General features: G+C 62.9%; 25 protein-coding genes. 13 read left to right on the plus strand and 12 right to left on the minus strand.

The genetic code is table 11. The features are described 5' to 3' along the window. Nucleotides 1-234: 234 nt before the first annotated feature. Nucleotides 235-675: a carboxymuconolactone decarboxylase family protein gene (locus J3P96_RS14285; RefSeq protein ID WP_434651743.1), complete on the minus strand. Its 441-nt coding sequence runs from the start codon at nucleotides 673-675 to the stop codon at nucleotides 235-237. Nucleotides 676-838: 163 nt separating this feature from the next. On the opposite strand from J3P96_RS14285, the gene J3P96_RS14290 reads away from it, so the two are divergent. The 3 genes from J3P96_RS14290 (at nucleotide 839) to J3P96_RS14300 (ending at nucleotide 3,269) form a co-directional block, all read left to right on the plus strand. Further along, nucleotides 839-2,272: a PLP-dependent aminotransferase family protein gene (locus J3P96_RS14290; RefSeq protein WP_434651745.1), complete on the plus strand. Its 1,434-nt coding sequence runs from the start codon at nucleotides 839-841 to the stop codon at nucleotides 2,270-2,272. 124 nt (nucleotides 2,273-2,396) lie between these two features. Next, nucleotides 2,397-2,690, plus strand: a complete 294-nt coding sequence (locus tag J3P96_RS14295; RefSeq protein WP_305494768.1) for a putative quinol monooxygenase — start codon at nucleotides 2,397-2,399, stop codon at nucleotides 2,688-2,690. 174 nt (nucleotides 2,691-2,864) lie between these two features. Then, entirely contained in the window at nucleotides 2,865-3,269 is a 405-nt protein-coding gene (locus tag J3P96_RS14300) for a cupin domain-containing protein (protein ID WP_434568563.1), read from the plus strand. Between the two features lie 40 nt (nucleotides 3,270-3,309). Here the strand turns inward: J3P96_RS14300 and J3P96_RS14305 are convergent, their stop codons facing one another. From J3P96_RS14305 to J3P96_RS14315, 3 genes are all read right to left on the minus strand, one after another. Then, nucleotides 3,310-4,251, minus strand: coding sequence for a p-hydroxyphenylacetate 3-hydroxylase reductase component (locus J3P96_RS14305; RefSeq protein WP_434651747.1), 942 nt, complete (start codon nucleotides 4,249-4,251; stop codon nucleotides 3,310-3,312). A gap of 71 nt (nucleotides 4,252-4,322) precedes the next feature. Continuing rightward, entirely contained in the window at nucleotides 4,323-5,492 is a 1,170-nt protein-coding gene (locus J3P96_RS14310) for a p-hydroxyphenylacetate 3-hydroxylase oxygenase component (protein WP_434651749.1), read from the minus strand. Nucleotides 5,493-5,576: 84 nt separating this feature from the next. Continuing rightward, a complete protein-coding gene (locus tag J3P96_RS14315; RefSeq protein WP_434651750.1) occupies nucleotides 5,577-5,771 on the minus strand; it encodes a hypothetical protein in 195 nt (64 codons plus the stop codon). A gap of 33 nt (nucleotides 5,772-5,804) precedes the next feature. On the opposite strand from J3P96_RS14315, the gene J3P96_RS14320 reads away from it, so the two are divergent. From J3P96_RS14320 to J3P96_RS14345, 6 genes are all read left to right on the plus strand, one after another. Next, nucleotides 5,805-7,103, plus strand: a complete 1,299-nt coding sequence (locus J3P96_RS14320; protein ID WP_434623848.1) for an NAD(P)/FAD-dependent oxidoreductase — start codon at nucleotides 5,805-5,807, stop codon at nucleotides 7,101-7,103. Between the two features lie 167 nt (nucleotides 7,104-7,270). Continuing rightward, a complete protein-coding gene (locus tag J3P96_RS14325; protein WP_305494777.1) occupies nucleotides 7,271-7,636 on the plus strand; it encodes a cupin domain-containing protein in 366 nt (121 codons plus the stop codon). A gap of 51 nt (nucleotides 7,637-7,687) precedes the next feature. Beyond that, complete coding sequence (locus J3P96_RS14330; protein WP_305494779.1) at nucleotides 7,688-8,344, plus strand: helix-turn-helix transcriptional regulator; 657 nt, start codon at nucleotides 7,688-7,690, stop codon at nucleotides 8,342-8,344. A gap of 242 nt (nucleotides 8,345-8,586) precedes the next feature. Then, complete coding sequence (locus tag J3P96_RS14335; protein WP_434651752.1) at nucleotides 8,587-9,408, plus strand: molybdenum cofactor biosynthesis F family protein; 822 nt, start codon at nucleotides 8,587-8,589, stop codon at nucleotides 9,406-9,408. Further along, nucleotides 9,401-10,201 carry an SDR family NAD(P)-dependent oxidoreductase gene (locus J3P96_RS14340; protein ID WP_434651754.1) on the plus strand — a complete coding sequence of 267 codons (801 nt, stop codon included), beginning with the start codon at nucleotides 9,401-9,403 and terminating at the stop codon, nucleotides 10,199-10,201. The genes J3P96_RS14335 and J3P96_RS14340 overlap by 8 nt, the downstream gene beginning before the upstream one ends. Beyond that, nucleotides 10,194-10,961: an SDR family oxidoreductase gene (locus tag J3P96_RS14345; RefSeq protein ID WP_434651756.1), complete on the plus strand. Its 768-nt coding sequence runs from the start codon at nucleotides 10,194-10,196 to the stop codon at nucleotides 10,959-10,961. The genes J3P96_RS14340 and J3P96_RS14345 overlap by 8 nt, the downstream gene beginning before the upstream one ends. 155 nt (nucleotides 10,962-11,116) lie before the next feature. On the opposite strand, the gene feaR is transcribed toward J3P96_RS14345, so the two are convergent. The 3 genes from feaR to J3P96_RS14360 all read right to left on the minus strand — a co-directional run bounded on the left by feaR (nucleotide 11,117) and on the right by J3P96_RS14360 (nucleotide 14,265). Next, the gene (feaR, locus tag J3P96_RS14350) at nucleotides 11,117-12,079 is read right to left on the minus strand and encodes a transcriptional regulator FeaR (protein ID WP_434651758.1); all 963 of its coding nucleotides are present in this window, start codon (nucleotides 12,077-12,079) and stop codon (nucleotides 11,117-11,119) included. Between the two features lie 121 nt (nucleotides 12,080-12,200). Next, nucleotides 12,201-12,821: a DUF3156 family protein gene (locus tag J3P96_RS14355; RefSeq protein WP_434651760.1), complete on the minus strand. Its 621-nt coding sequence runs from the start codon at nucleotides 12,819-12,821 to the stop codon at nucleotides 12,201-12,203. After that, nucleotides 12,766-14,265 carry an APC family permease gene (locus tag J3P96_RS14360; RefSeq protein ID WP_434651762.1) on the minus strand — a complete coding sequence of 500 codons (1,500 nt, stop codon included), beginning with the start codon at nucleotides 14,263-14,265 and terminating at the stop codon, nucleotides 12,766-12,768. The genes J3P96_RS14355 and J3P96_RS14360 overlap by 56 nt, the downstream gene beginning before the upstream one ends. Nucleotides 14,266-14,557: 292 nt before the next feature. Between J3P96_RS14360 and J3P96_RS14365 the strand changes: the two genes are divergently transcribed. Together J3P96_RS14365 and J3P96_RS14370 are read left to right on the plus strand one after the other, a co-directional pair. Continuing rightward, complete coding sequence (locus J3P96_RS14365; protein ID WP_434651765.1) at nucleotides 14,558-15,886, plus strand: alginate export family protein; 1,329 nt, start codon at nucleotides 14,558-14,560, stop codon at nucleotides 15,884-15,886. Between the two features lie 117 nt (nucleotides 15,887-16,003). Next, nucleotides 16,004-17,491 (plus strand): aldehyde dehydrogenase family protein, encoded by a 1,488-nt coding sequence (locus J3P96_RS14370; protein WP_434651767.1) that lies wholly within the window; start codon nucleotides 16,004-16,006, stop codon nucleotides 17,489-17,491. Nucleotides 17,492-17,643: 152 nt separating this feature from the next. Here the strand turns inward: J3P96_RS14370 and J3P96_RS14375 are convergent, their stop codons facing one another. From J3P96_RS14375 to J3P96_RS14395, 5 genes are all read right to left on the minus strand, one after another. Beyond that, nucleotides 17,644-19,107 carry an amidase gene (locus J3P96_RS14375; RefSeq protein WP_434651769.1) on the minus strand — a complete coding sequence of 488 codons (1,464 nt, stop codon included), beginning with the start codon at nucleotides 19,105-19,107 and terminating at the stop codon, nucleotides 17,644-17,646. Between the two features lie 17 nt (nucleotides 19,108-19,124). Next, nucleotides 19,125-20,378, minus strand: coding sequence for an MFS transporter (locus tag J3P96_RS14380; RefSeq protein ID WP_434651771.1), 1,254 nt, complete (start codon nucleotides 20,376-20,378; stop codon nucleotides 19,125-19,127). A 10-nt stretch (nucleotides 20,379-20,388) separates the two neighbouring features. Then, nucleotides 20,389-21,321 (minus strand): SphA family protein, encoded by a 933-nt coding sequence (locus J3P96_RS14385; protein ID WP_434651773.1) that lies wholly within the window; start codon nucleotides 21,319-21,321, stop codon nucleotides 20,389-20,391. Between the two features lie 71 nt (nucleotides 21,322-21,392). Continuing rightward, nucleotides 21,393-22,364 (minus strand): helix-turn-helix domain-containing protein, encoded by a 972-nt coding sequence (locus tag J3P96_RS14390; RefSeq protein WP_434604814.1) that lies wholly within the window; start codon nucleotides 22,362-22,364, stop codon nucleotides 21,393-21,395. Nucleotides 22,365-22,463: 99 nt separating this feature from the next. Beyond that, nucleotides 22,464-23,465 carry an ABC transporter substrate-binding protein gene (locus J3P96_RS14395; protein WP_434651774.1) on the minus strand — a complete coding sequence of 334 codons (1,002 nt, stop codon included), beginning with the start codon at nucleotides 23,463-23,465 and terminating at the stop codon, nucleotides 22,464-22,466. 209 nt (nucleotides 23,466-23,674) lie between these two features. On the opposite strand from J3P96_RS14395, the gene J3P96_RS14400 reads away from it, so the two are divergent. After that, nucleotides 23,675-24,694: a GlxA family transcriptional regulator gene (locus J3P96_RS14400; RefSeq protein ID WP_434651776.1), complete on the plus strand. Its 1,020-nt coding sequence runs from the start codon at nucleotides 23,675-23,677 to the stop codon at nucleotides 24,692-24,694. A gap of 348 nt (nucleotides 24,695-25,042) precedes the next feature. Then, on the plus strand, nucleotides 25,043-26,113 hold the full coding sequence (locus J3P96_RS14405) for a sensor histidine kinase (RefSeq protein WP_434658178.1): 1,071 nt from the start codon (nucleotides 25,043-25,045) through the stop codon (nucleotides 26,111-26,113). The last annotated feature ends 19 nt before the right edge of the window (nucleotides 26,114-26,132 follow it).

Genomic DNA, 26,132 nt, shown 5'->3' on the forward strand with positions numbered 1-26,132 from the left:
GTTTGAACACTTGAAGGGTTCACCCAGAGGCGCAGGCTTGTTCCTATCGTCGGTCTAGGCCAGATGCATTCTTTATCGGCGCTTGGGTGAAAGGAGGAGGGGCGAAATCTCCCACGGTCTGTACTGCGGCTAACAGTCAGAATCGAGCCTAGTCCCTCCTCCTCCCTTCAAGTCCTACCATACAAGCGAGCCTGCTCGCGAAGACGGTCTGACGGCCGCCGCATGAATAGCCGCTTAACCCCCGGGGCTCTGGCGAAAGCTCACCGCGAGGCGGTTCCAGCTATTGATGGTGCTGATCGCGAGGGTCAGGTCAACCAGTTCTTCTTCGCTGAAACTGGCGCGGGCCAGGGCGTAGACGTCGTCTGGCACTTGGCTTTCGGCCAGCAGCGTGACGGCTTCGGTCCAGGCCAGGGCGGCTCGTTCGCGCAGGTTGAAAAACCCGCTGTCGCGCCACACCGCCACCGCGTAGAGGCGCCGCTCGGTCTCGCCCTGGCGACGGGCATCCACCGAGTGCATGTCGGTACAGAACGCGCAGCCGTTGAGCTGCGAGGCGCGGATCCTGATCAGTTGCAATAACGCCGGTTCTATACTCAGCCGGCTGGTCAGCGCCTCCAGGCCAATCATGGCTCTCATCGCCGCGGGGGACGCACTGTAGTAATCCAGACGCGGGCTCATGGCGGGCTCCGTAGTGATCGATGCATCCACCGTAGGCCGTCGAGGCCGCGCGTGACAGGTCCAATCCGCCGAAAAACGCCCACGCAACTTCTCCGCCACAGCGCATTGCGAGTAATCTCGCGTTCTCCCCTTGCCGCAAACGATCACCCAGGAGCCCGCGGGTATGGAACTTCATGTCGTCATCAACGGCCGCAAGGACCTGACGGGCCAGTTGTACCGACAACTTCGCAGCGCCATCGAAGGTGGTCGCCTGGCGGCCGGCACGCAGCTGCCGCCCAGCCGTCTGCTGGCCGAGCAACTTTGCATCTCGCGCAAGACGGTCTCCGACACCTACGCCCAGCTGACCTACGAAAACTTCCTCACCGGCGTCATTGGCAAGGGCACCTATGTCAACGCCCGACCGGCCAACATCGTGCGCAAGCAAAGCCACCGCGAGCTCGCCGGGGCGGACGTCGTCGAGACCTGGCGCAACATGCCGGACCTGCTGCGTCACCCGCTTGCCGAAAGTGCGTTGCGCTATGACTTCATCGGCGGCGCTACCGGCAAGGGCCAGTTTCCCCTGGATGACTGGCGCCGGTGTACGGCCCATGCCCTGCGTCAGATCGCCAACGCCAAGGGTTTCTACAGCCAGCCCGAAGGGTTGGCGGCGCTGCGCAATGCCATCGCCCGGCATATCGCGTTCTCTCGTGGGGTCAACTGCCAGGACGAAGACGTGGTGGTGTGCAACGGCGCGCAGCAGGCGCTGGATCTGATTTCACGGGTGCTGACCCGCCCCGGCAGCCTGGTGGCCATGGAAGATCCCGGGTATCCGCCGGCACGCCTGCTGTTTGGTTCCCATGGCGCCACGGTGGCCGGGGTGCCGGTGGATGAGCAAGGCATGCGCGTGGACTTGATTCCCGATGGCACACGGCTGATCTACGTGACACCCTCCCACCAGTTCCCCCTGGGCATGCCCATGAGTCAGCCCCGGCGCGAGGCCTTGCTGTCGCGGGCCTATGAACTGGGGGCGATCATCATAGAAGACGACTACGACAGTGAATTTCGCTATGAAGGCCGGCCCACCGACTCGCTGCAAAGCATGGATGAGCGCGGGATCGTCGCCTACGTCGGGACGTTCTCCAAGACCTTGTTGCCGGAGCTGCGGCTCGGTTATGCAATCCTGCCACCGGCGATCCTCGAAGCAGTGATCCTCGCCAAGCGCCTCACCGACCAGCACACCTCCACCCTGCCCCAATGGGCGCTGGCCAAATTCATCGCCGAGGGTTGCCTGCTCAAGCACATCCGCCGTTGCCACGCCCTGTACGCAGGCCGGCGCGAGCGAATCCTGGCCCGCATGGGCGACGATCTGGCGCCTTGGTTCGAGGCCGTGCCGACGACCGCGGGTTTTCATATGGCGGTGTTGTGCAAGGTGCCAATCGACCTGCCGCTGGTGATCGAGCTGGCGAAAAAAGCCGAGGTCGGGCTCTACAGCCTCGACGGTTTTTTTCATGCCGCACCGGTACGCTCCGGCCTGATGCTAGGCTTTGGCGCCATCGAACTGCTCGAAATCGACGTCGCCCTCGACCGTTTGCGCGACATTCTCCAGCAGGTCGCCTGATCGATTGGACTGGGGATTTATCCGCCCATTGGCTGTTTTAGCCGGGTGCCGGCAGGCCTATCCTGCTTGGGTGTCATCACGTATCGGAAGCACTCCCGTTCGACTTGATTCAGGAGCCAGGACAATGTCTCGCCAAGTGATCAACACCGTACAGGTGCAAGCCGCCGCCGGGCGCTCGGAAGAACTCGGCCGGCAGTTGCAGCAAATCGTCGAAACCCTGCGCGCCTTGCCGGGCTGCGATGCTTACATGGTCGATCGTTGCCCGGAGCACAACGACCGCTGGAACGTCAGCGCCCGCTGGCAATCGGAGGCGGCCATGCAGGCCCATTTCAATTGCCCCGAAGTCCAGGGTTTCATCAGCCTGATCGAAAGCCGCCTGGCTCGCAGCGTCGACTTCAACAGTTTTCCGCTGGTGTGAATCCCTTCTCCCTGTGGCACTGAAAGCTTTCGTGGCGAGGGAGCCCTCCGCGTGAGGCACTCATTGGTCTACCTGTCTTCCGAAAGATTGGACGTTTTTCCACAACGCCTCGGGGCTTAGGGTGGAGCCATCGCCACAGCGCGAACCCACTCCCACCACAAAGGACCCGCCTCGATGAAAACCCTCTACTTGATCGCTGCCCTTGGCCTGCTTCCCGTCGCCCCGCTCTACGCTCATGAAACCGCGCCTGCGGAAAAGATCCAGGTGTTGCAAGAGAAACTGCTGAAAAACCTGCCCGACAAAAAAGCCATGATGCTGACCGTCGACTATGCGCCGGGCCAGTCTTCCATCGCCCACAAGCATGACGGCACGGCCATGGCCTATGTGCTTGAGGGCGCCATCACCTCCCAGGTCAAGGGCGAACCGGCGATCACCTACAAGGCCGGTGAGTTCTGGTACGAAGCCGCCGGCTCCGAGCACCTGGTGTCGAAGAACGCCAGCGCCACCCAACCGGCGAAACTGTTGGTGTTCATGGTGATGGGCAAGGACGAAGCGGTGCTGATCCCGTTGAAAGACTGACCGCCGCCGCGACTGTGCCGGGCTTTTGGCCCGGCGCAGCTCAGGCGCCCTGGATGATGCCCTTGAGCATCGTCTTGAAACTCTCGAGTTGCTCATCGCTGAACTGGCCGAACACCTTGTCCTGCTGCTCCTTGGCAATCGCCCAGAGGCCTTCGGTTTCATCGATGCCCTTGACGGTAAGGCGCACGCGATCGCCTTCATCGGTAACCAGCCCCTTGCGTCGCAGATTGGCCACCGCCTCTTCGATCTCACGCACCGGCATCGCCACTTCGCGCTGCAGATCGGCCATGTTCAGGCCGGCGTCGTTCTCCAGCACCATCAACATCCGCGCCTCGCTGGTGCGCAGTCCGGTAGACAACTGGCGCGGCTGGTAACTGGCCTGGTAGGCCCGTAGAGCCTGGGTCATCAGGTAATACAGGTTATGGCTCAAGCGACCCTGGAAATGACTGCTCGGCGGCTGGCCTTCGCCGCGCTGGGTCATGCGCGTATGCGGCAGGACCATCGAATAGGCGCCCTGATGGTAGAGCAACGGCGAGCGCCCGAAATCATCGAACGCGACGACTTTGCCGATCATGATCCAATGATCACCGCCATCGACCTGCTGGAACTTCTCGCAATGGAAACGCGCCGAGCAATCGACGAACACCGGCGCGCCCCCTTCGCCGGCCTCGAACTGGATTTCGGCGAAGCGGTCATCCTTGGGCCGGGCGAAGTTGTTCGACAGGTCGATCTGGTCGGCGGCCAGCACGTTGACGGCGAAATGGCTCGCGGCTTCGAATACACCGTGGCTGCTGGAACGCTTGTCGATGCTCCAGAGAATCAGCGGCGGGTCGAGGGATACCGAATTAAAGCTGTTGGCTGTCACGCCGACTTTGCGCCCATCCTCGGTCGCGGCGGTGACCACGGTCACGCCGGTGGCAAAGTTGCCCAGGGCCCGGCGGAACGCGCGGGTGTCGAAAGCAGTTTCACAGATATCGGACATGCAAGACTCCCGGCCGCCTCAGTCGACGGCCTCGATTGTTGTTATTGGAACCGGGTTTGCCGGGCAGACGATCAAACCATGCTGGGATCGGGCTCCAGGCCCATCAATTCCCGGCCCAGGATCTGCGCACAGACGTCATAGTCCGTGTAGGCATGGGCGCCGGTCAGGTGCGCATCGCGAAACAGCCGTTGCAGTTCATTGGTTTCGAACCACGCGCCGCCGCCCGCGGCTTCCATCAGGCGGTCCACCGCCTGGATGCACATCCTGGTCGCATAACCCTGGTTGGTCCGCCAGAACGCCAGGGTCTCGCGGCTCGGGTATTGATGCCGCTCGCTGTGCTCGGCGTGGTCTTCCCAGGTTTTTTCGAGGAAAGCCCGAGCCGCGGCCACCTGGTGGGTGGACTCGGCCAGGCGCATCAGCGCTGGCGTGGCGGCGCCGACCGCGGCACCGGTGTAGGCCCGCACGCGGGTCCGGGTCTTCTCGCGAAAGACCTCCAGCATGCGCTCGGCGACGCCCAGGCTGACGGTAGAGAAGCCGCTGGCGAAATACGGACGATACGGCGCGTAGAAAATCTTGCTGTCGGGGTACAGGCCAAAGCCGCCGGACTTGCCCTCCATCATGTCCTTGGCTTTCTGGATCCGGTGTTCCGGCACAAAGGCGTTATTGATGATCAGGGTCTTGCTGCCGCTGCCGCGCATGCCGACCGCGTACCAGTCATCGCGGATCTCATAATCGCGACGAGGCAACACCGCAAAGCAATAATCCTGGGTGCCTTCGGCATTCTTTCGGCGGAAACCGACAATGGCCCATTCGGCGTGGTCGCAACCGCTGCTCCAGCCCATTTCGCCGCTGAACGTCACGCCGCCCTCGACTTCCTCGGTGCGGCCGAAAGGCGCGATGCTGCTGCTGGCGGTGGCGTCGGGGTCGTCACCCCAGACCTCCTCCTGGGTCTGGGCCGGAAACAATGCCAACTGATGACTGTGGGTGCACAACAGGCTCATGGCCCAGGCGGTGCTTGCGCAAGCGCCGGCCAGCAGGGCGATGCAATCGGCGAACTGCGGCAAGGAAATCTCCATGCCACCGTATTTTTTCGGCTGGAAGGCCCGGTGCATGCCTATGCTCTTGAGCAGAGCAATGTTCTCGACGGGAACGGTACGGTCCTTCTCGGCCTGGAAGGCGTTGGCGGCGATGACCGGCAGGATTGGCTTGAGGTCTTCGAGCAGCGGGTTTGGCTTTTTCATGGACGGGCTCTTTTATTATCTGGCGTCTGCCGATCCCGCCTTTGCCCGCCGGCCAGGCGGCTACGCAAACAGCGGGATCAATGATTAAGGCCGGTCCAGTATGGGTTCACCGGAGCCGCTGAAAAATGCACCTTCCAGATCCAAGATTGTACTTTTCATGGTGCGCGATACCGCGATGGCGCGCTCGGTCAAATAGCCGGCACGGATGATCAAGACAGCCGCCCCTGCCAGGCCCCTTAATAGAGCCATCCCTCGCAGCGCCTGGCTCAGGCCCTGCAAGCGGAGCTTTCCTTCACTTTGTCAGGTTGCGTCATGATCAATATCGAAACGCCCACCTATTACACGGCCACCAAGAAATACAACCTCAGTTTTGCGACCCTGGAACAGGACGTGGAAGCCGACGTTGTGGTCATCGGTGGCGGTTTCTCCGGCATCAACACCGCGTTGGAGCTGGCGGAGAAAGGCATTACCAACATCGTGGTGCTGGAGGCGCGTTACCTGGGCTTCGGCGGCACCGGACGCAACGGCGGCCAGATCATGGCCGGCATTGGTCATGACCTGGAAAAAATCAAGAAGGACGTCGGTGAAGAGGGTCTGCGCCAGGTCTTCGAAATCAGCGACCTGGGCGCCGACATCATCAAGGACCGCATTGCCAAATACGATATCGATGCGGACTTTTGCCATGGCTATGGCTACATGGGTTTCAACGCCCGCCAGGAAAAGACCCTGCGGGCCTGGGAAAAAGATTTCAAGTCGATCAACAGCAAGCACGAGATCCGCTTTCTCGGCGGCTCCGACGTCCGGCAGATCATTGGGTCCAACGCGTACGGCAGCGCATTGCTGCACATGGGCGGTGGGCATGTGCACTCGCTGAACCTGCTGTTGGGCGAAGCCAAGGCACTCGTCAGCCACGGCGTGCGGATCTTCGAGAACAGCCCGGCGCTGGAGGTCAGTTATGGCGAACGCATCACCGTGCGCACCGGCCGTGGCTCGGTCAGGGCCAGCAAGCTGTTGTGGGCCTGCGACAGCTTCCTGAACAAGCTCGAACCGGAGCTGCATCGCTCGACCATCAACACCTATGCGTTCCAGATGATGACCGAGCCGCTGTCGGATGAGCTGATCCAGCGCATCAGCCCGATTCGCGGCGCCTACAGCGACATCCGGCCGGTGATCGACTACTACCGCGTCACCAACGAGAACCGCCTGCTGTTCGGCGCGGCAACGCCGTTGGTCGAGCATATCCCGCAGGATCTGAAGGCGTGGAACCGGCGCCTGATGCTGAAGATTTTCCCTTACCTGAAGGATGTGAAGATCGACCTGGCCTGGGGCGGCCCCATGGCGTGCAGCCCGAACCTGTTCCCCCAGGTCGGCACCCTGCCCGGCCGCAGCAATGCGTTTTTCGTCCAGGGCTACTCGGGTTTCGGCGTCACGCCGAGCCACATCATCTGCAAGGTGCTGGCCGAAGGCATGAGCGAAGGCTCGGCGCGCTACGACCTGGTCAGCTCGATCAACCGTCCGACCATCATCGGCAAGGACGCGATCCGTCCGCTATTGCTGACCGCCGGCAAGTCCTGGCATCAGTTGTCGGGTTACTGGAATGGTCGTCGTTGACAACACCCTGATACAGCCACTGTGGGAGCGAGCCTGCTCGCGAAAACAGTACGACAGTCGACATTGATGTTGCCTGACTCAACGCTTTCGCGAGCAGGCTCGCTCCCACAGAGGGCACGCTTGACCCGGATTGAACATACACCCCGACTTTTATCAGGAGATATCCCATGCCGCTTACCACCCTCGAAAAAAACATCCAACTGTCCGACCTGGACGCCTGGGGCACCGTTGCCGACCTCGGTTCGCAGATTCTCGAAGGCGAAGTCAAAGCCTTCGGCAAGATGACCTTCGGTGCGCCCACCGACCCGGTCAGCAGCGCCTACTTCGGCACCACACAAGGCAAGTTCCGCATGGTCTATCCGTTCGCCGAACAGGCCACCGTGGTCACCGGCGAAGTGGTCCTCACCGACGAAGCCACCGGCCAGAGCACCCGCTACAAGGCCGGCGACAGCTGGTTCGTGACCAAGGGCACGCCCGTCCTGTGGGAAGTGGTCAGCGAAAGTTTCGTGAAACACTACTTCGCGGTAGCCTGACCGATTCCGGCTGCCGGCCCCCGTCGGCAGCCTCCTGGCGGAGTCTGGAAAATGAATGTCATCGCTGTACAAGACATCGCAAGTCATTGCCTGAACGCCTTCACGCAACTCATTCCCGCCAGCCGGGCGGCGTTCTATCGCGTAGACCGGCATTTGCAGGCCTACGACTTCAGCTTGCACGGCATGAGTGGCGAGATGCACCAGGACTATCTCGACCATTACTGCGCGTTCGATCCGCTGCGCCCGCGAAACTGTCTCTCCAGTCCGAGCGTCGTCCCGCTGAGCCTGGCCATGGCCCGCCAACCGGTCCGCGACAATCATTGCTACCAGCGTTTCCTGCAGCGCTATGGCGTGGTGGATGTCGTGGAAGTGTTCGTCCACCGCGCCGGCCAGCCGCAAGCGGCGATTTCAATGCTGCGCACCGCCGAACAAGGCGCGTTCACCGGCCAGCAATTGAGCCAGCTCAGCGCGCTGCAAACGTTGCTGCACCTGGCGGTGGCCCAGTTGCCCAGCGCGGACGACGGTCTCAGCCAGCTAACGCCCAAGGAGCGGCAGATTGCGCTGTTGCTGCGCGAGGGCGCCAGTAACAAACAACTGGCCCGAGCACTCGACATCGGCCTGCCGACAGTCAAGACCCACCTGATCAACCTGTTCCGCAAGACCGGCGTGAGCAATCGTACCGAGCTGGTCAGCAGCCTTTTCCTGTAACACCGAGCCTGTGGCACCGCCCCGTGGCGAGGGAGCTTGCTCCCGCTGGGCTGCGCAGCGGCCCCAGAAAAGGCGACTCGGTCTATTTGAAAAATCGCGATAACCGATTTCAGGACCGCTACGCGGCCCAGCGGGAGCAAGCTCCCTCGCCACAAGAGCTTTGCTCAACCCTTTGGTTGATAGGCCGACGCTCTGCCAGGCGCCATGATCCGAGTGGCACATTCAACCACCGGAGCCTTGCAATGAGTACTTCTTCAGACTGGATCACCGTCGGCGCCCTGGCCGATGGCTTTGCCCCCGAAGCCTTCATCCTGCCGAACCTCGCCGACCTGGACGGCAAGACCTTTACCCTGCACTTTGCCAATGGCTGGCAGATCGAACATCGCTTCGAACAGGACGCGCTGAGCTGGGCAGCAGCCGACGGACATTCCACCGGCACCGCGCCGTATCGAGCCACGTCGGTGCGTCCGGGCTTGTACCTCGTCGACTTCATCAAACGCGAAGATGGCCAGACGTGGTCGGTGAGCCTGGTGCTCGATACCGTCAGCGCCGCGTTCACCGCCGTGATCGGGCGCATGCCCGCCGAGGCGCAAACCCTCGAAGGCCTCTACAGCCGCGCATTGGCCGGCAAACCGCTGACCTCGGTGGAAGTCGAGTTCCTCCACGGCACGCTGGATCGTCCATGGCAACCGGGCCTCTGCCCTCACGCACCGACGAGCGAACTGGTGGGGCTGCGCAACCTGTATCGCTACAGCCCGAGTGAAGTCTACGAACACATCTACCTCAACCAGCGTTTTTATTCCTGGCAGTGCCTCAAGGGCGTTGAACAAGGCCTGTGCGACACCGACCGCTGCGACACCTACAAGATTGCCGATCAGCTGTACCTGTTCGTCTGGCGGGAGAAGATCATCCCGACCCTGGGCCTGGTGCTGATCGACCTGCAGCAGCACCGTAGTGACGGCAAGATTTTCGGTTACGCCGGCGCATCCTTCGACGAGTTCTCGAACTTCCCGGTCAGCTCCTATTGCCAGGTACTCAACCAGACGGAGTACCCCGATGCCTGAGCCAAGCACTGTGGTGATCACGGGTGCCGGCACCGGTATCGGTGCCGCTTGCGCCCGCCTGTACGCCGCCGAGGGCGCCAACCTGGTGCTGATCGGCCGGCGCCGCGAGCCGCTGGAGCAACTGTCAGAGGAAATCGGCGGCCTGGTGCTGGTGGGCGACGCGGCGTGCCCGGCGACGTGGGACGGTTTCGTCGCACAGATACGCCAACGCTTTGGCCGACTTGACGTGCTGCTGGCTTGCGCCGGCGGGCTGGGCCAGGGCAGCGCCACCGACACCAGCCCGTCGGCGTGGGAAGCGGCGCTACGCAGCAACCTGGACAGCGCCTTTTACAGCGCTCGTGCCTGCCTGCCGCTGCTGATGGAAAGCGCCGGCAATATCGTGTTGGTCGCCTCCATCGCCTCCCTGGCAGCCGGACCGCAGGTCTGCGGCTACACCACCGCCAAACATGCGCTGCTCGGCCTCAATCGCTCGCTGGCGCGGGACTACGGACCACGCGGTGTGCGCGTCAACGCGGTTTGCCCTGGTTGGGTACGCACGCCGATGGCCGATGAAGAGATGCAGGCCTTGATGCAGTTCCACGGTGAGAATCTGCAACAGGCCTATGCCCGGGTCTGCGCCGATGTGCCGCTGGGCAGGGCCGCGAGCGCCGAGGAAATCGCCCGGGCTTGTCGTTTCCTGGCCTCGCCGGATGCTTCGATCATCACCGGCGCGACGCTGGTGGCCGATGGCGGATCCAGCATCGTCGATGTGCCGACGCTGGCCTTCAGCCGAATGGAGCAAGCAAATGCCTGATGATCTGGATTTCTCCGGCAAGACGGTGCTGGTGACCGGCGGCGCGCAAGGCATCGGCCGGGCCATCGTTGAAGGGTTTGCCTGGCGTGGGGCGCGAGTGGTCATTGCCGACCTGGATCTGGCGGGGGCCGAGGCTGTATCCAGCGACCTGCGCGCCAGCGCTTACCCGGTGGATGCCATGGGCGTCGACCTGGCCGACGCCACGGCCATTACGCAAATGATCGCCAAGCTGGAACAACGCACCGGCAGGCTGGATGTGCTGGTGCACAACGCCGGCTATTTCCCCCTGACGCCCTTCGCCGAAATCACGCCAGCGGTGCTGGAGCGAACGCTGGCGGTGAATCTGTCAGCGTTGTTCTGGCTGACCCAGGCCGCACTGCCGATGTTCCGTCGCCAGGGTCAGGGCTGCGTGCTGGTGACCTCTTCGGTGACCGGCCCGCGCGTAGCCTACCCGGGCCTCAGCCACTATGCGGCGTCCAAGGCCGGGGTCAACGGCTTCATCCGCAATGCGGCGTTGGAGCTGGCGGCGGAGAATATCCGCGTCAATGGCGTCGAACCGGGGATGATCGCAACACCAGCCATGGCCAACCTGGGGGACGCCCAAGTCAACCACGACATCGCCCGCCGAGTACCGCTGGGGCGACTCGGCAAACCGTCGGACATCGCCGGAGCCATGCTGTTCCTGGCCTCGGACCTGGCCGCCTACGTCACCGGCCAGACCTTGATCGTCGATGGCGGCTCGACGTTGCCTGAGGTTTGAGCCCTGTTCGCGATAGCGGTGGCTCAGTTGGCATCGTTGCTGGACCAACCGCCGCCTTCGCGAGCAAGCTCGCTCCCACACTGTTTTGTGTTGATCACTTGATCCGGAGTCAACCCGGTCACCTGTGGGAGCGAGCCTGCTCGCGAAGGCGATGGTCAAGCCACCCCTTGCGCCTGCTGCAACTGGCTGGAGCGGAACGCCTTGGGCGACTGTTCGAATTGTTTCTTGAACGAACGGCTGAAGTGCGCCGAATCGGTGAAGCCCCATTTGTAGGCAATCGAGGTGATCGACTCGTCCCGCAAGAAAGGATTGGCCAAGTCATCGGCGCTGCGCTTGAGGCGGGCGCGCTGGATGTAGCGGCACACGCTGTCATCCTGCTCTTCGAACAAGCGGTACAGGTGTCGCACCGAGATGTTCAAGCGGTTGGCCAGGCCGACCGGGCTGAGACCGGGTTGGGTCAGGCATTCATCAATGACTTTCTGTACGTAGCTGCGCAGATGACTGCCTTGCAACCCGACGCTGTCGCCGCACAGGTCGGTTTCATGCTCCAGCGCCGATCCCAACAGCGAGACAAAGGCGTTCTGCAGGGCTTCGCCCTCCCCGGCGCTGCTTTCGCCGTCCAGGGTGTCCTTGCAGAGCTGGTCCACCAATACGTGCAGCATTCTTCCGCAAGCCTTGCTTGAAGAAATCTTGCCGAAGGTCTTGCTGTCGCCGCCCAGTCGCCTGGCGACGTCCCGCCGAGATAACGACAACACGGCATGCTCGATCAGGCCGAACGGGCTGATTTCAAGGGAACCCACCGAATCCATCAGCAACAGCTCGCCGGGAGCCAGCTGGATGCTCGTGCCATTTTGGGTGATACGCGAATAACCGCTGCGCTGGCTGACCAGGAAACAGTCCTGGTCATCATCGTGATCCGGTTTGCATAGCTGGCGCCTGATGGTACCGGCATTGGTGCGCAGGTTGGCGAGTGAGAGGCCGCCGCGCTGAAAGGTCGACACTTCGCCAATGAACAACGCGCGATTGAAGGCCAGCTCCGTCTCGAAATGGCCGCATGTCGCGCGCAGGTCCCGATTCCAGGTGTCCAGCCCGCCTTGCCCAGCCTGTTGCATGCTCATGGCGCTCTCCACAATGGCTTATTGTTTTTGTGCGGCAATAGTTAACATGTTATCTAAATGCGCGCAACAAGTCCCTGATCGCCAGAGCAGTAGCAGGAATGATGCCAGGCAAAACGAAAACTCAGAACGTCGAGAGTACCCTCCGCAGCCCACCCAGCGTTGCGAACAAGGCATCGCGTTGCAACGGGCTCAGCGCGATGTAGCGGCGGAACGAGGGCATCCGGTTGACCACCTCGCTGCCGCCCACATGCTCCAGTCGCACAGACCATTGCCGGCCTTGCAGCTCGATGTCCAGGCGCTTGAAGTCCAGCGGCATCAGGGCGGCGTAAAGCGCACGATCACCTTCGATGGCCGTCCGCAGCCGGACCGACAACGCGTCACCTCCCTTCAACTGGCGGCAACGAATGCCGCTGCGCCGAATGGCTCCGCCATGGTGCAATTGCAGGCGCGCGTTGCCCTCTCTCGACGCAGGTACGTGCAACACGAACTCGGTCGTTACCACGTGCATCAGCAACTGCGACTCGGTGCGCTCGACGATCTCCAGTTGCAGGCTCCCATCGTCGGTGACCATCGCCGCCGCCCCCGGCATCGACACTTCAAACCGCGCCAGTGCGAGGTTGCGTCGCAAATGCTCCAGCGTTACCCCGGGTCGATAACCGGCCGGGGCGCGACGGGCGCTGAACAGCTCAGACAGCTTTTGCAGCAGGCTCGATAAACTCGCCGACAGGTTGCCCTGGCTCATGGGAAAACTCCTTGGCCAGCACGTCTTCGACGGTCGCCGGCTTGAATGGATTGACCTTCTGCACCACCAGGGTCCAGAACAGGGCGTAGGCCGCGGTACCGCCAAGCATCACGGCGAAGGGCACATAAATGTCCGCCGGCTTCATGCCCGGCGGCGTGATGAACCACATGCCCAGGACGATGCCGACGCTGGACAGGATCTGTGGCAGCGGGAAAAACGGCGAGCGGTAGGCCCGGGGCAAATCGGGACGGCGGACGCGCAGGCTGATCACCGAAATCGTCACCAGCAGATAGGCAAAACTCCAGGCGCACACCGCCGCCAGTACCAGATGCATGATGTTATCGGTGTTACCGCCGAGCCACAGCGCATGCAGGCAAGGGATCAGCATCGCCACCAGGATGCACAGCAACGGCGTCTTGAAACGAGGATGCAGGTAGGTGAAAACCTTGGGCAGTGCGCCGTCCACTGCCATGCCATAAAGGATGCGCGGTACGCCGGCCATCAGCGTATTGATGGTCGCGGCGCCGGCAAACAGGAAGCCGATCCCCAGCCACATCGGCCCGATGTCGCCCATCACCTGCTCGGCGAAGCGCGGAATTGCCATGGGCGTGTCCAGCAGGTGCACGCCGCTGGTGGCATCGAGCAGCACGTTTTCCACCTGGCGCTTCATCGCCGCGCCATAGATGAACATGCAGGCCGCGACGCTGAACAGGCCCAGCATCATTGCCCTCGGCATGGTCCTGGCTGACTGGCGCAGGTCCGGCGCCAGTGGCGTGACGAATTCGCACCCGACGAACATGAACATTGCCATGCCCACCAGCGACAGCACCGTGACCAGGTCGGTCCCGACCACGGACGCGCCGAACCAGCCCTCGAGTTCCACCGCCGGCGCGGCGATCAGCCCCAACACGCCGAACACCATCAGAGTCGTCCACATGCCGAAGGTCAGGATGATTTCGGCGCGGCCAAAAGCACTGACGCCGAATGCATTGAGTACACCAAACACCACCACGAAACCCACGCCCAGCAGCCAGGAACCGCCGGCCGATTCGACCAGGGTATTGAGGTGTTCGAAGTTCACCAGGGCCATGACCCCGGCCAGGATGGTTTCCGCCGTTCCGGCAAACACATGGACGATCAGGTACGCCGACAAAGTGCCGGTAATCGCGAAGAAGCGCCCCATGCCGCAGTTGATGTAATCGTAGACCGAGCCGGTGGTCGGCAAGATCGATGCGGCTTCGGCGAACGTCGTCGCCTGGGCCAGCATCATCACCACCGCGATCAACATCGCCATGGCGAAGGCGCTGCCACCGATGCCGAACCCCATGGTGGCGGTCAGGATGACCGGGCTGGCCATGATCAGGCCAATGGTGCTGGCCAACGCAGTGGGAAAACCCACCGTACCCCGGTTCAGATGCTCGGTGAGCCTGTCATTGATCGACATGGTGCGGATCCTCGAAAAACGGACTTTTAGTATGGGTGCTACCGCCGTCCGGGCACTGGCGTTCAAGCCTTCCCCAGCCAGTCCCTGATTAAAACGGCGTTGCGTGCAGGATCACTGTGCGCCGCCCTCGCCCCGAGCGTCTTGCCCATGCCTGCCGCCGGTCTTGTAGCTGCCTGCCACTGCCACAGCCATGGCGGCCAGGATCAATACCTTGGCAGGCTGGTGAAAGACTTCGCAGCCCAGGCTCTCCCTAATGCGCGCTCCGCTGTCCTATCGCACTGGGGAAAACACCATGGAGCACACTCGTCAATCACGCCTGCCACGCCAGGCCATCGGCCTGGGCATCGCCTTGCTGGCGGCAGGCTCATCGGCCCAGGCCATCGAGCTTTACGCGGACGATGACACCACCGTCAGCGGCAACTTTCTCGCGGTCTACGGTCTGTTCAACAGCCGCAAGAACTACGACAGCAGCGCCGGCGGTTCGAGCTGGCGCGAAGGTTTCATCAAGTATGGCCTGAGTATCGAGCAGACACTCGACGGCCGCGGGAACCTCTACGGGACCGCCAACCTGGTCAGCTCCGGCACCTGGGGCGATGGCGATGCGGCGGGCCTGAGCGACGGCTCAGAACGCACCACGAAATTCGACGAGGCCTTCGCCGGTTGGCGCTCCGGCGATCTGTTCCCGCTGTTGGGCAAGGATGGCGTCGACCTGTCCTTCGGTCGCCAGGTGATTACCCTTGGCGACGGTTTCATCATCAACGACGACGGCCTGAACGTCGGCAAGGGCGTGGCCGATGGCGAACTCAATCGCGGCGGCGCCTATTACCTCGCCGCCCGGCACGCCTTCGACAAGACCGCGGTGCTGCGCCTGGGCGACAAGGACGGCGTGCATGGGAGCCTGTTGTGGTTCAAGTCCGACAATCGCGCCCAAGCCAACACCGAGATGGCCGCCGGCACCCTGGAATACACCGCAGCACCCGGCACCCTCGGGCTGACCTACATCCATGGCATCGACGTGGATGAGCACTACGCCAGTGACTTGCAGAAACAACGCGACGGCATGGACATCTACAGCCTGCGCGGCGCGGGCGATGCCGGTATCGAAAACGCGCACTTCTCCTTCGAATACGCCTGGCAAGACAAGGACGCCGGTCCTCAGAAAGCCTGGTACACCGAAGCCGGTTATACCTTCGCCGAGCTGCCCTGGAGCCCCGACCTGACCTATCGCTACAGCCGTTATTCGAAAAACTGGGACTCGATGTTCACAGGCACCAACCGAGGTCATGGCACCTGGTTCCAAGGCGAAGTGGCGGGCAATTATGCCGGCCCGTTCAACAGCAACACGGCCATCCAGCACGTCGGCCTCAAGCTCAAGCCAACCGAGACCGTGACGATCGGCGCATTGTTTTTCGACTACAAGACCTTGCACACCGCGCAAGCGCTGAACCTCGACGGTCGTGAGCTGGACCTGTACGTCGAGTGGGCAGCCAACGAGCACCTGATCATCACGCCGCTGCTGGGCCTGTACAAGCCAGAGAAAGACGCCAGCAACGGAGGCAACCAGGTGGGTGGCAACGGCACCAATGTCTACAGCCAGTTGGTGGTGGCGGTTCCGTTCTGAGCGTCAGCCCCGGAATTGGCAGCCACAGACATGCGACGCGGCAGGCACGGTCAAGCCCGCCCGGCCTCCCAAGGGTTAGTCTCGGGGCTTTCCCTTGCCTGCGAACAGGAACTTCCCATGAGCGATATTGCCCTGCTGCCCGAGGTCCAAGCCTTCCTTGGCCGACATCACGCGCTGTTCATCGACGGTGCTTATGTCGAAAGCCAGAGCCGACAGACGCTGGATGTGATCAACCCGGCCACGGGCCAGGTCATCGCCCAGGTCTGTGACGCCGTTCCTGGCGATATCGATGCGGCGGTCGAGTCGTCCCGGCGCGGTTTCAAGCAGTGGTCCCAGGCCGCCCCGGCGGTCCGCGGGCATGTATTGCTGAAACTGGCGGACCTGATGGAGCAACACCGCGAGGAGCTGGCACAGATCGAAACCTGCCAATCCGGCAAGATCATCCATATCTCCCGCGCTTTCGAAGTCGACCAGGCTGCGCACTTCTTGCGCTACTACGCCGGCTGGGCGACCAAGATCAGCGGCCAGACCATTACCCCGTCGCTGCCCTCCTTCGCCGGTGAACGCTACACGGCGTTCACCCTGCGCGAACCGGTGGGCGTGGTGGTCGGCATCGTGCCGTGGAATTTTTCGACGATGATCGCCATCTGGAAACTCGCCTCGGCGTTGGTGACCGGTTGCAGCATTATCATCAAGCCCAGCGAGTTCACTCCGCTGACTATCCTGCGCATCGCTGAACTGGCCATGGAGGCCGGTCTGCCGGCGGGCGCGTTGAACGTGGTGACGGGTAGCGGCCTGGTGGGCAAGGGCTTGATCGAGCATCCAGGCACCAACAAGGTGTCGTTCACCGGCTCGGTGCCTACCGGCATCGCCGTGGGCCAGGCGGCGATGAACGCTGGGCTGACCCGGGCGACACTGGAACTGGGTGGCAAGAACGCTGCGGGATTCCTGCCTGATGTGGATCCTGAGGTGGCGGTCAATGGCATCATCGAGGCGGGTTTCCTGCACTCCGGGCAGATTTGCGCGGCGGCCGAGCGGTTCTTTGTCCACCGCTCGCAGATCGAACCGATCATGCGCAAGCTCGCCGAACGCCTCAGTCAGCTCAGCATCGGCTCGCCGCTGGATGAAGCCACGCAATTCGGTCCGGTGACCAACCGTCAGCATCAGCAGAAACTCGGCGAGTATTTCGCCAGGGCGCGGGCACAGAACAACACGATTGTTCACGGCGGCAAGCTGATCGACAGGCCTGGCTGCTATGTCGAGCCGACCATCATCCTCGCCAACCATCGAGATGATGCGCTGCTCAATGAAGAAACCTTCGGCCCGATCGCCACCTTCCTGCCCTACGACACCGAGGAGGAACTGCTCGACCTGATGAACGACTCGCCCTACGGGCTGAGCGCCAGCCTTTGGACCAACGACCTGGGCAAGGCCCTGCGCATGGTGCCCGCCATTGAAGCCGGCACCGTCTGGGTGAACATGCACACCCTGCTCGACCCCGCCGTGCCATTCGGCGGGAGCAAGTCCTCGGGTATCGGCAGGGAGTTCGGCAGCGCGTTCATCGATGACTACACCGAGCTGAAGTCGGTGATGATTCGGTATTGAGTATGTTGGGCACCGGATAGAATCCGGCGCCCAACAGACGCATATACCCGTGGCGAGGGAGCTTGCTCCCGCTCGGTTGCGTAGCGACCGCAAGCTTGGGCCTGCTGCGCAGTCCAGCGGGAGCAAGCTCCCTCGCCACGGTAGGTTTTGCGTCAGTTTTTTATCCGGTGGGCATTGACCGGCGGTACACGCCCGCGCCACGGCTGGGCGCGTTCCAGTTGGGCGGCCAGGGCCAGCAAGGTGCTTTCTTCGCCGAACCGCCCGGCAAAATGCGCGCCCAGCGGCAGGCCGTTTGCGCTCCAGGACAACGGTACCGACATCGCCGGCTGGCCGCTGGCATTGAACAGCGCCGTGAACGGCGAGTAGCTGTGGAATCGCTCGATGAGTGCCTCAAGGCTCATGCAGACGTCCTCAACGTTGAGCTCGCCAATCATCACCGGTTCGCGGGTCAGGACCGGAGAAAGGATCACGTCGTAATCCTGCATGAACACCGCCAATTGGCGGCCCAGCGCATGAATCCATTCCACCGCGCCGACGTACTGGGCGCCGCTGACGTTGCCTTTGTCCCGCAGGATGATCCGGGTGCGCACTTCCAGTTCCTCAGCCTGCACCGCGGCCCCGCGCATCTGGCCGAGCAGGTCGACGTAATGGCGGGTACTCGCACCAATGATGGTGAAGACCTGATCAAGAAACTCCGGCAACACCACCGGCAAGCTCACCGGTTCGACGCGATGGCCCAAGGTTTCACACAACCTGGCGACCTCGCCCACCGCCTGTAGGCTTTGCGCGGAGGTGCCCCAGGGGCCGAATTGCTCGACCAGGGCAATGCGCAACGGCTTCGGATCGCGCTGCAGCGCCGTCACGTAAGGCTGCGCCTGAAGCGGCGCGGCATACGGCGCGCCCGGATCAATCCCGGCGGTGGAATCCAGCAACGCAGCGCTGTCGCGCACCGACAGGGTGATTGCATGGGGCGTGCCCATCCCTGCCCAGCCTTCGCCGATCATCGGCCCCGACGGCAGCAATCCGCGGCTGGGCTTGAAGCCGAACACCCCGCAGCACGACGCCGGCACCCGCAACGAACCGCCGCCATCGTTGCCGTGGGCGAACGGCACGACCCGGGCCGCCACCAATGCGGCCGCGCCGCCGCTGGAGCCGCCGGCGCTGCGCTCGGTACTCCACGGGTTGCGCGTGGCGCCGAAGCGCGCCGATTCGGTGGAGTAAGACGTGCCGAACTCAGGCGACGTGCTGGTCCCCAACACCTGGCATCCGGCATTTCTCAGGCGCGTCACCACTTCCGCTTCAAAATCCGCGCGGCAGGCGCCCAGCGAGCGGGAGCCGTTGGTCATCGCCGCGCCCTGGACCGGCGAAAACAGATCCTTGATCAAGGTTGGAACGCCGGCAAACAGGCCCTGCCCGGCCTGAGGCGCACGCGCCGCCTCCCGGGCCGAATCGTAAAGCCGTTCCGCCACGGCGTTAAGCTGCGGTTCGACCCGTTCCAGGCGCTCGATAGCCGTCTCCAGCAGCTCGCCGGGCTGGACCTCACCGCGCCTGACCCACTCGGCCAGGGCGGTCCCGTCTTCGCTGTCCATCAATTGGTGGATGTCTTGCAGACTCATGGTTTCAGATTCCTTGTTCATGACGATTGACGAGATCCGGCGACGTCCGCCTGTCGATGGCCGCGCGTGCGTAATCCGACCGCCACCCAGAGCAGTGCCGCCGCGAGACTGGCGAAGGCCAGCCATTGGATGGACTGACGAAGGTCACCGGCAAAGGCACCGACGAATGCCACCACCAACGGACTGATGAACTGGCCGATGTAGAGAAACGAGGTGAACCCGCCCAGGCCTCGGCCACGGGTGGTGGCGGTCAGCGCATTCATCACCGGCGCCATCACGTTGGGCACCAGCAACCCGGCGCCTAACCCTTGGACAAACACCGCCAACAGCACCGCGTTGTAGCTTTGCGCGCGCACCAGCAGGCACAGCCCGAGGCCCATCAGGGCGAGCAACAGCGCGTTGCAACCGGCAATGCCCAAGCGTCGGCGCAGCAACGGCCACGTCAACGAGCCAACGAGTGTCGCCAACAGGCTCAACCCCGCCGCCAGGCCGATCAGAGTGCTGGAGGTCACGCCCAGGCCGACCAACAGCGTGGGGGCCTGGATCGGCATGACGAAGGTCAGGACCATGCCGCTCACGATCATCAGGTAGCCCACCACCAGCTGCAGCAACGCGACTTTGCCCGGCGCCGATTCATCGGGGCGCGCGTCGACCGTCCGCAGCTTGGCCACCGGCGGCTCCCAGAGGATTTTCATCATGGCCGGCACCAGCAACAACGGCAGCAGGTACAGCAGGAACGGCGAGCGCCACGAATGTTCCCCGAGGGCCCCGCCGACGACGAAGAACAGCGCCCCCACCAGGCCGATGGTCACCACTTGCCGGTTGACGTAGCGCAAGCGTTCCTCGCCGTGCCAATAGTCGGCAATCAAGGTCGCGCAACAGGTCATGACCGCCGCCTCGGCACAGCCAAACAGCAAGCGCGCGCCGACAATCGCCGGCAAGTTGTCGAGCAGCGCCGGCAACGCGCCGAGCACCGCATAGAGCAAGGTGGCGATCACCAGCAAGGCCTTGCGTCCGACCCGGTCGGCCAACCAGCCGGCCAACGGCGCGCAGAGGGCAATCGCCAGGGCGGGCCCGGTGATTGCCAGCGGCACCAACAAATCGGCGCGAGGCTCGACGGGGCCGAACTCGGCGGCCAGCCGAGGAAGAATCGGCGTGACCATTACCGAGCCCATGATGGTCAGGCTGCTGCCGAGCATCAGCACCAACCCTTCGCGCCGGCCAACTGCCTGACGCGGCGACGCCGTTGAAATGGAATTTGATGAGTTCATGACGTCCCCTTCAGAAACTGTGAGAAATGCGCAGGGCCGTGGTGTAGCCCTCGGCGCGGTTTCGCGCGTCGAATTCCTTGTAGACGTGCAGCCAGACCGGCGGCACGCCCGGTTTGAAATAGCCCACCGCCGGCCCCGCCGCGATAACCCGCGCGCGATTGCCTGCCTCAAGCCCCGGAGCATCGTCGTCTGTGAACTGGCGGTAGTAGTAGCCGCCCACACCCAGCGTCCAGGGGCCGACATGCTGGCCAACGGCGAATTCATGGCGATACTCGACGCCGCTTTTGTAGTCGGTGGCGGGGTTGCGGGTGTTCACGTCGACTTCGAAACTGGAGGACACCTCGAAGCCGGTGTCGGAGATATAGGTCGCGTTGAGGATCGGCGAGAATGTCCAGTGGTTCAGGCCCGGCGAGATCAGGCGGTCCTCGTCGTAGTCGCCGGTCGGTGCCTGGATCTGGAACTGGGCATTGACGAACAGGTTCGGCGACAGCGTCCATTGCAGGATCACCGGCAGCACCTGGATATCCGCCAGGCGAAACGGATCGGCTTCAAGGTCCAGCGGACCGACCGGCGTCTGCACCCGTACCGAAGCGTCCATCTTGAAGAACGGCACCACCGCGCCATAACCGTACTGGGCGCCAAGCACGGTGTAATCGGTCATGTGCATGTAAGCCACGCCGATGGACAGCACGTCGAGGGAAAGATTGTTGTCGCGGGAATTGCCGTGGCGATCTTTCTGCACGTTGGCCGAATAGAACGCCGTACGCAGCCCGACCGTGCCGAAGGGCGTGGCCGGCGGCATCATGCCAGCGCCGAAATCGTAGACCCCCACCGCGGTGGTCGGCGCGCCACTTTCAGTGGCATTGGCCATGGCGCAGGCGCCGATCAGCCCCACGGTGATCCACGCATTACGTTGCAGGTTTTTCTTTTTATTCTGATTCATCGAATGCCCCATCCCAACCATGTGGTGATGGGGTCATCCTAGGGAGCCGGTCCGCCAGCCGTTATCCGTTTTCAGCACAGATGCGTGCGCCGCAGGGTTTGTGAAGGGGTTTCGCCGAACAGGGTCCGATAGTCGCTGGAGAAACGGCTCAGGTGCCAGAAGCCCCAGCGTGCCGCCACCTCCTGCACGCCCCTGGCCTGGTCGCCAGCGCGCAGCTCCCGGCGCACGGCATTGAGGCGCAGCGCCCTTAAATAGGCCACCGGGTTGATGCCCAGGGTTTCCTGGAAGCAGTACTGCAATTTACGCCGGCTGGCGCCAATGTGGTTGCACAGGTCGAGGATCGACAGCGGCTCGTCGACATGGGCCAGGGCATATTCCCGGGCCCGGTCGACCATGCGCTTGCGGGCCGTCGGGGTCAGCGGCGGCGCCTGGTCGGGCGCCACCAGCTCCAGCAGGTGCAGCATCACCGTATCGCGCAGGCCACGGCGGATCGACTCGAAGCCCAACAATGACTCATGCCCCTGGCCGCCCCCTTCGAGTTCGTCGAAGAGTGCCGCCAGCTCAGCGGGCAAGGTCGAATCGCCGAGACGGTAACACTTGGGAAGATCGGTAATTCGAAAGTCGCTGCCCTGGCGCTCCAGCAGGTGCTCCAGGGCCTGCTCCTTGACGGCGACGCCGAGCAGGTCCAAGTGCTGGGGTGTGCGCAGGTCCGGCAGGTTGCGGCCGTGGGCGACCATCAGGCTCGGCTCGACAATCGGGTGCCCGCAGCAGAACACCGGCCCGTCAGCGCGCAACGGTACGCTGAAGGTAATCGCGCCCTCCCACGCCATGCCGCGCTTGGTCATGGCCTGATTAGAGCGGTCGCGCACCAGTTGCATCCAATCTGCACGGAACTCGATCAACTCGCCTTCGAAGCGTCCTGGCGTCAGTTGGTCGTAGCTCACCTGCCAGCCGCCCATGTTCCGCGCGTGCTCGTCGATGTCGCCGGTGCGGAACCGATTGATCGGCCGCGTCGGCAACCCGTCCGCCATGTCGTCGTTCATTCACCCGACCTTCGCTGATTCCAGGGTTATGGATCGAAGATCAGGCAAGTTCCATTCCGTCTCCCGGGTGACTCGCTCGATTGTGCCGAAAACGGCTAGTCAGCTGCCTGCGCCGCCGTGGGCTTCTTCAAAGAAGTAGTCCTTCCAGCTGTCGGCCTTGTTCTTCAATACACCCAGCTCATGCAGTTTGTCGGCGTAGATATAGGTGCGTTGCGGGACCACGGTGAAATCGATTTCCGGGTCGCTGACGATCTTCTCCACCAGGGGCAATGGCAGCTTGGATTGCTCTACCCGGATGTACGTCTGGGCGGCGGCAGGTTTATCGGCCTTGATGATGTTCTGGGCTTCGACCAGCGCGGCGTAGAACGCCTTGTAGGTCTTCGGGTTTTCGTCGTGGAATTTCTCCGTGGTGTAGAGCACGTTGAACGTGGCCGGCCCGCCGAGCACGTCATAGGAGCTGAGGACTTTGTGCACGTTGGGGTTCTGCAACGCCTGGTACTGGAACGGCGGGCTGGAAAAGTGCGAATTGATTTCCGACTTGCCCGCGATCAACGCGGCCGTTGCGTCCGGGTGCGGGAGGCTGACCGAGATGTCGTCGAATTTCTTGTAGCGCTCGTTGCCGAACACCTTGGCCGTCTCGATCTGCAATGTGCGCGACTGGAAGCCGACACCCGCCGCCGGGACCGCGATCCGGTCCTTGTCGGTGAAGTCCTTGAGCGTCTTGATCCCGGGGTTGTTGGTCAACAGGTAGTTGGGCATCGAGCCCAGCGAAGCAATGGCCTTGACGTTCTGCTTGCCCCGGGTCCGATCCCAGATCGTCAGCATCGGCGGCACCCCGGCCGACACCACGTCGAGGGCGCCGGTGAGCAACGCTTCGTTCATGGCGGTGGCGCCGGAGATGCTGTTCCAGTCCACCTTGATATCCAGGCCCTGGGCCTTGCCATGTTTCTCGATGAGCTGCTGGTCACGCACGACGTCCAGGATCAGATAACCGATGCCGAATTGCTGGGCGATGCTGATCTTGCCTTCGGCATGGGCCAGCGGCCCGATTAGCAGGCTCGCCGCCAGGGAAAGAAAAAATACGGGACGCTTGAACGCCATGGCCGTGGCCTCTTATGGATAAATTCAGGCACCGACTTTAAAGCTATAAAAAATAAAATTTAAATACCTGTATCGCATAAAGATAGCACCTGAAGATTCAACGCGGCCGACTTGACATTGTCCGGGCGGAGGATTAATCACCCAGGGACACGGAGGCGCAGCCGCTGCCCCCTCCGAACCCGCCCATTCTTGAAACGAGCCGCGCGACCATGAACGAGATGACCTGTGACATCCGCATTGCCGCCGAGTCCGTATCCCAACCGCGCGCGCTGGTGTTCCTCGCCTATCCGCAGATGGGCCTGCTCGACCTGACCGGCGCCCAGACGGTGTTCTGGGCGGCCACCAAAGCCATGACCGAACGTGGCTTGCCCGGCTACCGGATGCACACCGCCAGCCTTGAAGGCGGTCTGATGCAGACCGCCGAAGGGCTGGTCGTGCAAACCTGCGCCCTGGGCGAGTTCGACAACGCCGTCATCGACACGCTGATCGTGCCTGGCGCGCCGAACATCCGTCAGGCGATGATCGACTGCGTCGAGCTGGTGGACTGGCTGCGCGCGGCCTCGACCAAGGCCCGCCGCACTGCTTCGGTGTGCAGCGGGACCTTCCTCATGGCCCAGGCCGGCTTGCTCGACGGCCGCCGCGCCGCCACGCATTGGGCCATGTGCGAAATGCTCAAGAGTGGCTTCCCCTTGATCGAAGTGGACCTCGACGCGATTTTTATCCAGCAGGACAGCGTCTGGACCTCGGCGGGCGTCAGCGCCGGCATCGACATGGCCCTGGCCTTGGTGGAAGCCGATTGTGGTCGCGATGTCGCGCTGCAAGTGGCCCGGGAACTGGTGGTGTTTCTCAAGCGCCCCGGTGGGCAGGCGCAGTTCAGCCAGTTGCTGCTGGCACAGACCCAGGACAGCGCCGGATTCGATGAACTGCACGCCTGGCTCGCCGAACACCTGGATGAGGCCGACCTGAGCATCGAGCGCCTGGCCCGGCAAGCGCGCATGAGCCCGCGCAACTTCGCCCGGGTCTACAAGCGCCAGACCGGACGCACCCCGGCCAAGGCCGTCGAGATGTTCCGGCTCGAAGCGGCCAGACGACTGCTGGAGGACTCCGAGCGCAACATCGATCAGATTGCCCGTTCGTGCGGTTTCGGCGACGAGGAACGGATGCGCTACACCTTCCAACGCCACCTCTCGATTTCGCCACGGGACTATCGCAACCGGTTCTCCCGCTGAGCTTGAACCGCGCTGTCGCGTCAGGCTACGCGCCTGGCTTGAGCCTGTGCTTCGGCCTGCTCACCGATGAACGCACAGCAGCGTGAACGGAGCCAGCGTTCTCCCGGGTCATTATGGGAAGTGCCTCAGGACGAGTGCCCGGTCTGGCAGGATTTCAGGGTTTTATGTCCTACCCCGAGGCGAGGGGCAGCTTTTAAGATTCAAGACGATGCCCCCGTGTCCACCGCCACCGGGACCGGACCGACAAGACAAAAGAAAGGTTGCAGCGTGCCCACACCCGCCATGATGTTCAAAAGCATCTACGACAGCCTTCGGTATCACCCGTCGCCGAAGGCGCCTGGGCCTTCAATGGGCATCAGCCCTCATCCGCTGGTCAACGCCCTGGGCTGGGCGGTTGGTCTGGTCGTGGCCTGCGGGATTGTCATCATCAATTCCGAAACCCATTCCGACCTGGCACCGACGCTGCTGTACATCACCTTGCTGCTGATGGCGGCCAACCTGTTTTCAATCAACCTGGTGATCACCGTTGCGCTGCTGTGCATGTTCCTGCTGACGGCGATGTTCCTGTACAACGGCGGTTACCACCGCTGGGAATCGATCACCGGGTTCTTCCGTTGCCTGACGGCCCTGTCAGCCATCGCGTTTCTCGCACTGCGCAGCAAGCATGCCTCGGACCGCCTGCGGCATAACCAGGCCTACCTGATCGAAGCCCAGGCGCAGTTGGCCCATGCCACGCGGCTGACGTCCCTGGGGGAAATGGCCGCCTCCATCGCCCATGAAGTGAACCAGCCGTTGACGGCCATTACCAGCAGCGGCGAAGCCTGTCGCCGCTGGCTGGACCGTCCGGTGCCCGACCTCAAGGAGGCCCTCGACTCGCTGGACCGGATCGTCGCCAACGCGTGCCGCGCCAGTGAAGTCATCAATCGGACCCGGGCGATGGCGCGCAAATGCGACCCTCTGCGTCGGCCCGAACGACTGGACGAAATCGTCAGCGAAACACTGGATCTGGTGCGCCACCAGCTGGCTCAGCACCAAGTCAGCCTGAAGGTAGACCTGACGGCGGCAAGCCTGGTCGACGCCGATCGGGTCCAGCTGCAGCAGGTGATCATCAACCTGGTCTCCAACGCTTGCCACGCCATGGAAACGCTCCCGGTGCGCGGCCGAATCCTTTATGTGCGCACCTGGACGCACGCGCACGACGTGCTGCTGGCGGTGACGGACCGGGGAATCGGCATCACGGCCGAGACACTGCCCTCATTGTTCAACCCGTTTTTTACCACCAGGGAAAACGGCCTTGGCATAGGCCTGTCGATCTGTCGCTCGATCATCGATTTCCATGACGGCAGGATCTGGGCTACCAGCGAGGCAGGCCAAGGCACCTCGTTTACCTTTTCGTTGCCGTTGTTAGCCAAAGCCTGACTTGTTGCGGACTCCTGCC

It is taken from the genome of Pseudomonas sp. R3-56, from assembly GCF_051132075.1.
Classification (GTDB): Bacteria; Pseudomonadota; Gammaproteobacteria; order Pseudomonadales; family Pseudomonadaceae; genus Aquipseudomonas.

Excerpts from the sequence above, each read along its gene's own strand:
- J3P96_RS14335 (WP_434651752.1), top strand. The coding sequence starts at position 8,587 with ATGAGTACTTCTTCAGACTGGATCACCGTCGGCGCCCTGGCCGATGGC.
- J3P96_RS14400 (WP_434651776.1), top strand. The coding sequence starts at position 23,675 with ATGAACGAGATGACCTGTGACATCCGCATTGCCGCCGAGTCCGTATCC.
- J3P96_RS14365 (WP_434651765.1), top strand. The coding sequence starts at position 14,558 with ATGGAGCACACTCGTCAATCACGCCTGCCACGCCAGGCCATCGGCCTG.
- J3P96_RS14370 (WP_434651767.1), top strand. The coding sequence starts at position 16,004 with ATGAGCGATATTGCCCTGCTGCCCGAGGTCCAAGCCTTCCTTGGCCGA.
- J3P96_RS14325 (WP_305494777.1), top strand. The coding sequence starts at position 7,271 with ATGCCGCTTACCACCCTCGAAAAAAACATCCAACTGTCCGACCTGGAC.
- J3P96_RS14380 (WP_434651771.1), bottom strand. The coding sequence starts at position 20,378 with ATGAACTCATCAAATTCCATTTCAACGGCGTCGCCGCGTCAGGCAGTT.
- J3P96_RS14310 (WP_434651749.1), bottom strand. The coding sequence starts at position 5,492 with ATGAAAAAGCCAAACCCGCTGCTCGAAGACCTCAAGCCAATCCTGCCG.
- J3P96_RS14320 (WP_434623848.1), top strand. The coding sequence starts at position 5,805 with ATGATCAATATCGAAACGCCCACCTATTACACGGCCACCAAGAAATAC.
- J3P96_RS14375 (WP_434651769.1), bottom strand. The coding sequence starts at position 19,107 with ATGAGTCTGCAAGACATCCACCAATTGATGGACAGCGAAGACGGGACC.
- J3P96_RS14295 (WP_305494768.1), top strand. The coding sequence starts at position 2,397 with ATGTCTCGCCAAGTGATCAACACCGTACAGGTGCAAGCCGCCGCCGGG.
- J3P96_RS14405 (WP_434658178.1), top strand. The coding sequence starts at position 25,043 with ATGGGCATCAGCCCTCATCCGCTGGTCAACGCCCTGGGCTGGGCGGTT.
- feaR (WP_434651758.1), bottom strand. The coding sequence starts at position 12,079 with ATGAGCATGCAACAGGCTGGGCAAGGCGGGCTGGACACCTGGAATCGG.
- J3P96_RS14290 (WP_434651745.1), top strand. The coding sequence starts at position 839 with ATGGAACTTCATGTCGTCATCAACGGCCGCAAGGACCTGACGGGCCAG.
- J3P96_RS14345 (WP_434651756.1), top strand. The coding sequence starts at position 10,194 with ATGCCTGATGATCTGGATTTCTCCGGCAAGACGGTGCTGGTGACCGGC.
- J3P96_RS14385 (WP_434651773.1), bottom strand. The coding sequence starts at position 21,321 with ATGAATCAGAATAAAAAGAAAAACCTGCAACGTAATGCGTGGATCACC.
- J3P96_RS14305 (WP_434651747.1), bottom strand. The coding sequence starts at position 4,251 with ATGTCCGATATCTGTGAAACTGCTTTCGACACCCGCGCGTTCCGCCGG.
- J3P96_RS14395 (WP_434651774.1), bottom strand. The coding sequence starts at position 23,465 with ATGGCGTTCAAGCGTCCCGTATTTTTTCTTTCCCTGGCGGCGAGCCTG.
- J3P96_RS14360 (WP_434651762.1), bottom strand. The coding sequence starts at position 14,265 with ATGTCGATCAATGACAGGCTCACCGAGCATCTGAACCGGGGTACGGTG.
- J3P96_RS14285 (WP_434651743.1), bottom strand. The coding sequence starts at position 675 with ATGAGCCCGCGTCTGGATTACTACAGTGCGTCCCCCGCGGCGATGAGA.
- J3P96_RS14390 (WP_434604814.1), bottom strand. The coding sequence starts at position 22,364 with ATGAACGACGACATGGCGGACGGGTTGCCGACGCGGCCGATCAATCGG.
- J3P96_RS14355 (WP_434651760.1), bottom strand. The coding sequence starts at position 12,821 with ATGAGCCAGGGCAACCTGTCGGCGAGTTTATCGAGCCTGCTGCAAAAG.
- J3P96_RS14340 (WP_434651754.1), top strand. The coding sequence starts at position 9,401 with ATGCCTGAGCCAAGCACTGTGGTGATCACGGGTGCCGGCACCGGTATC.
- J3P96_RS14300 (WP_434568563.1), top strand. The coding sequence starts at position 2,865 with ATGAAAACCCTCTACTTGATCGCTGCCCTTGGCCTGCTTCCCGTCGCC.
- J3P96_RS14330 (WP_305494779.1), top strand. The coding sequence starts at position 7,688 with ATGAATGTCATCGCTGTACAAGACATCGCAAGTCATTGCCTGAACGCC.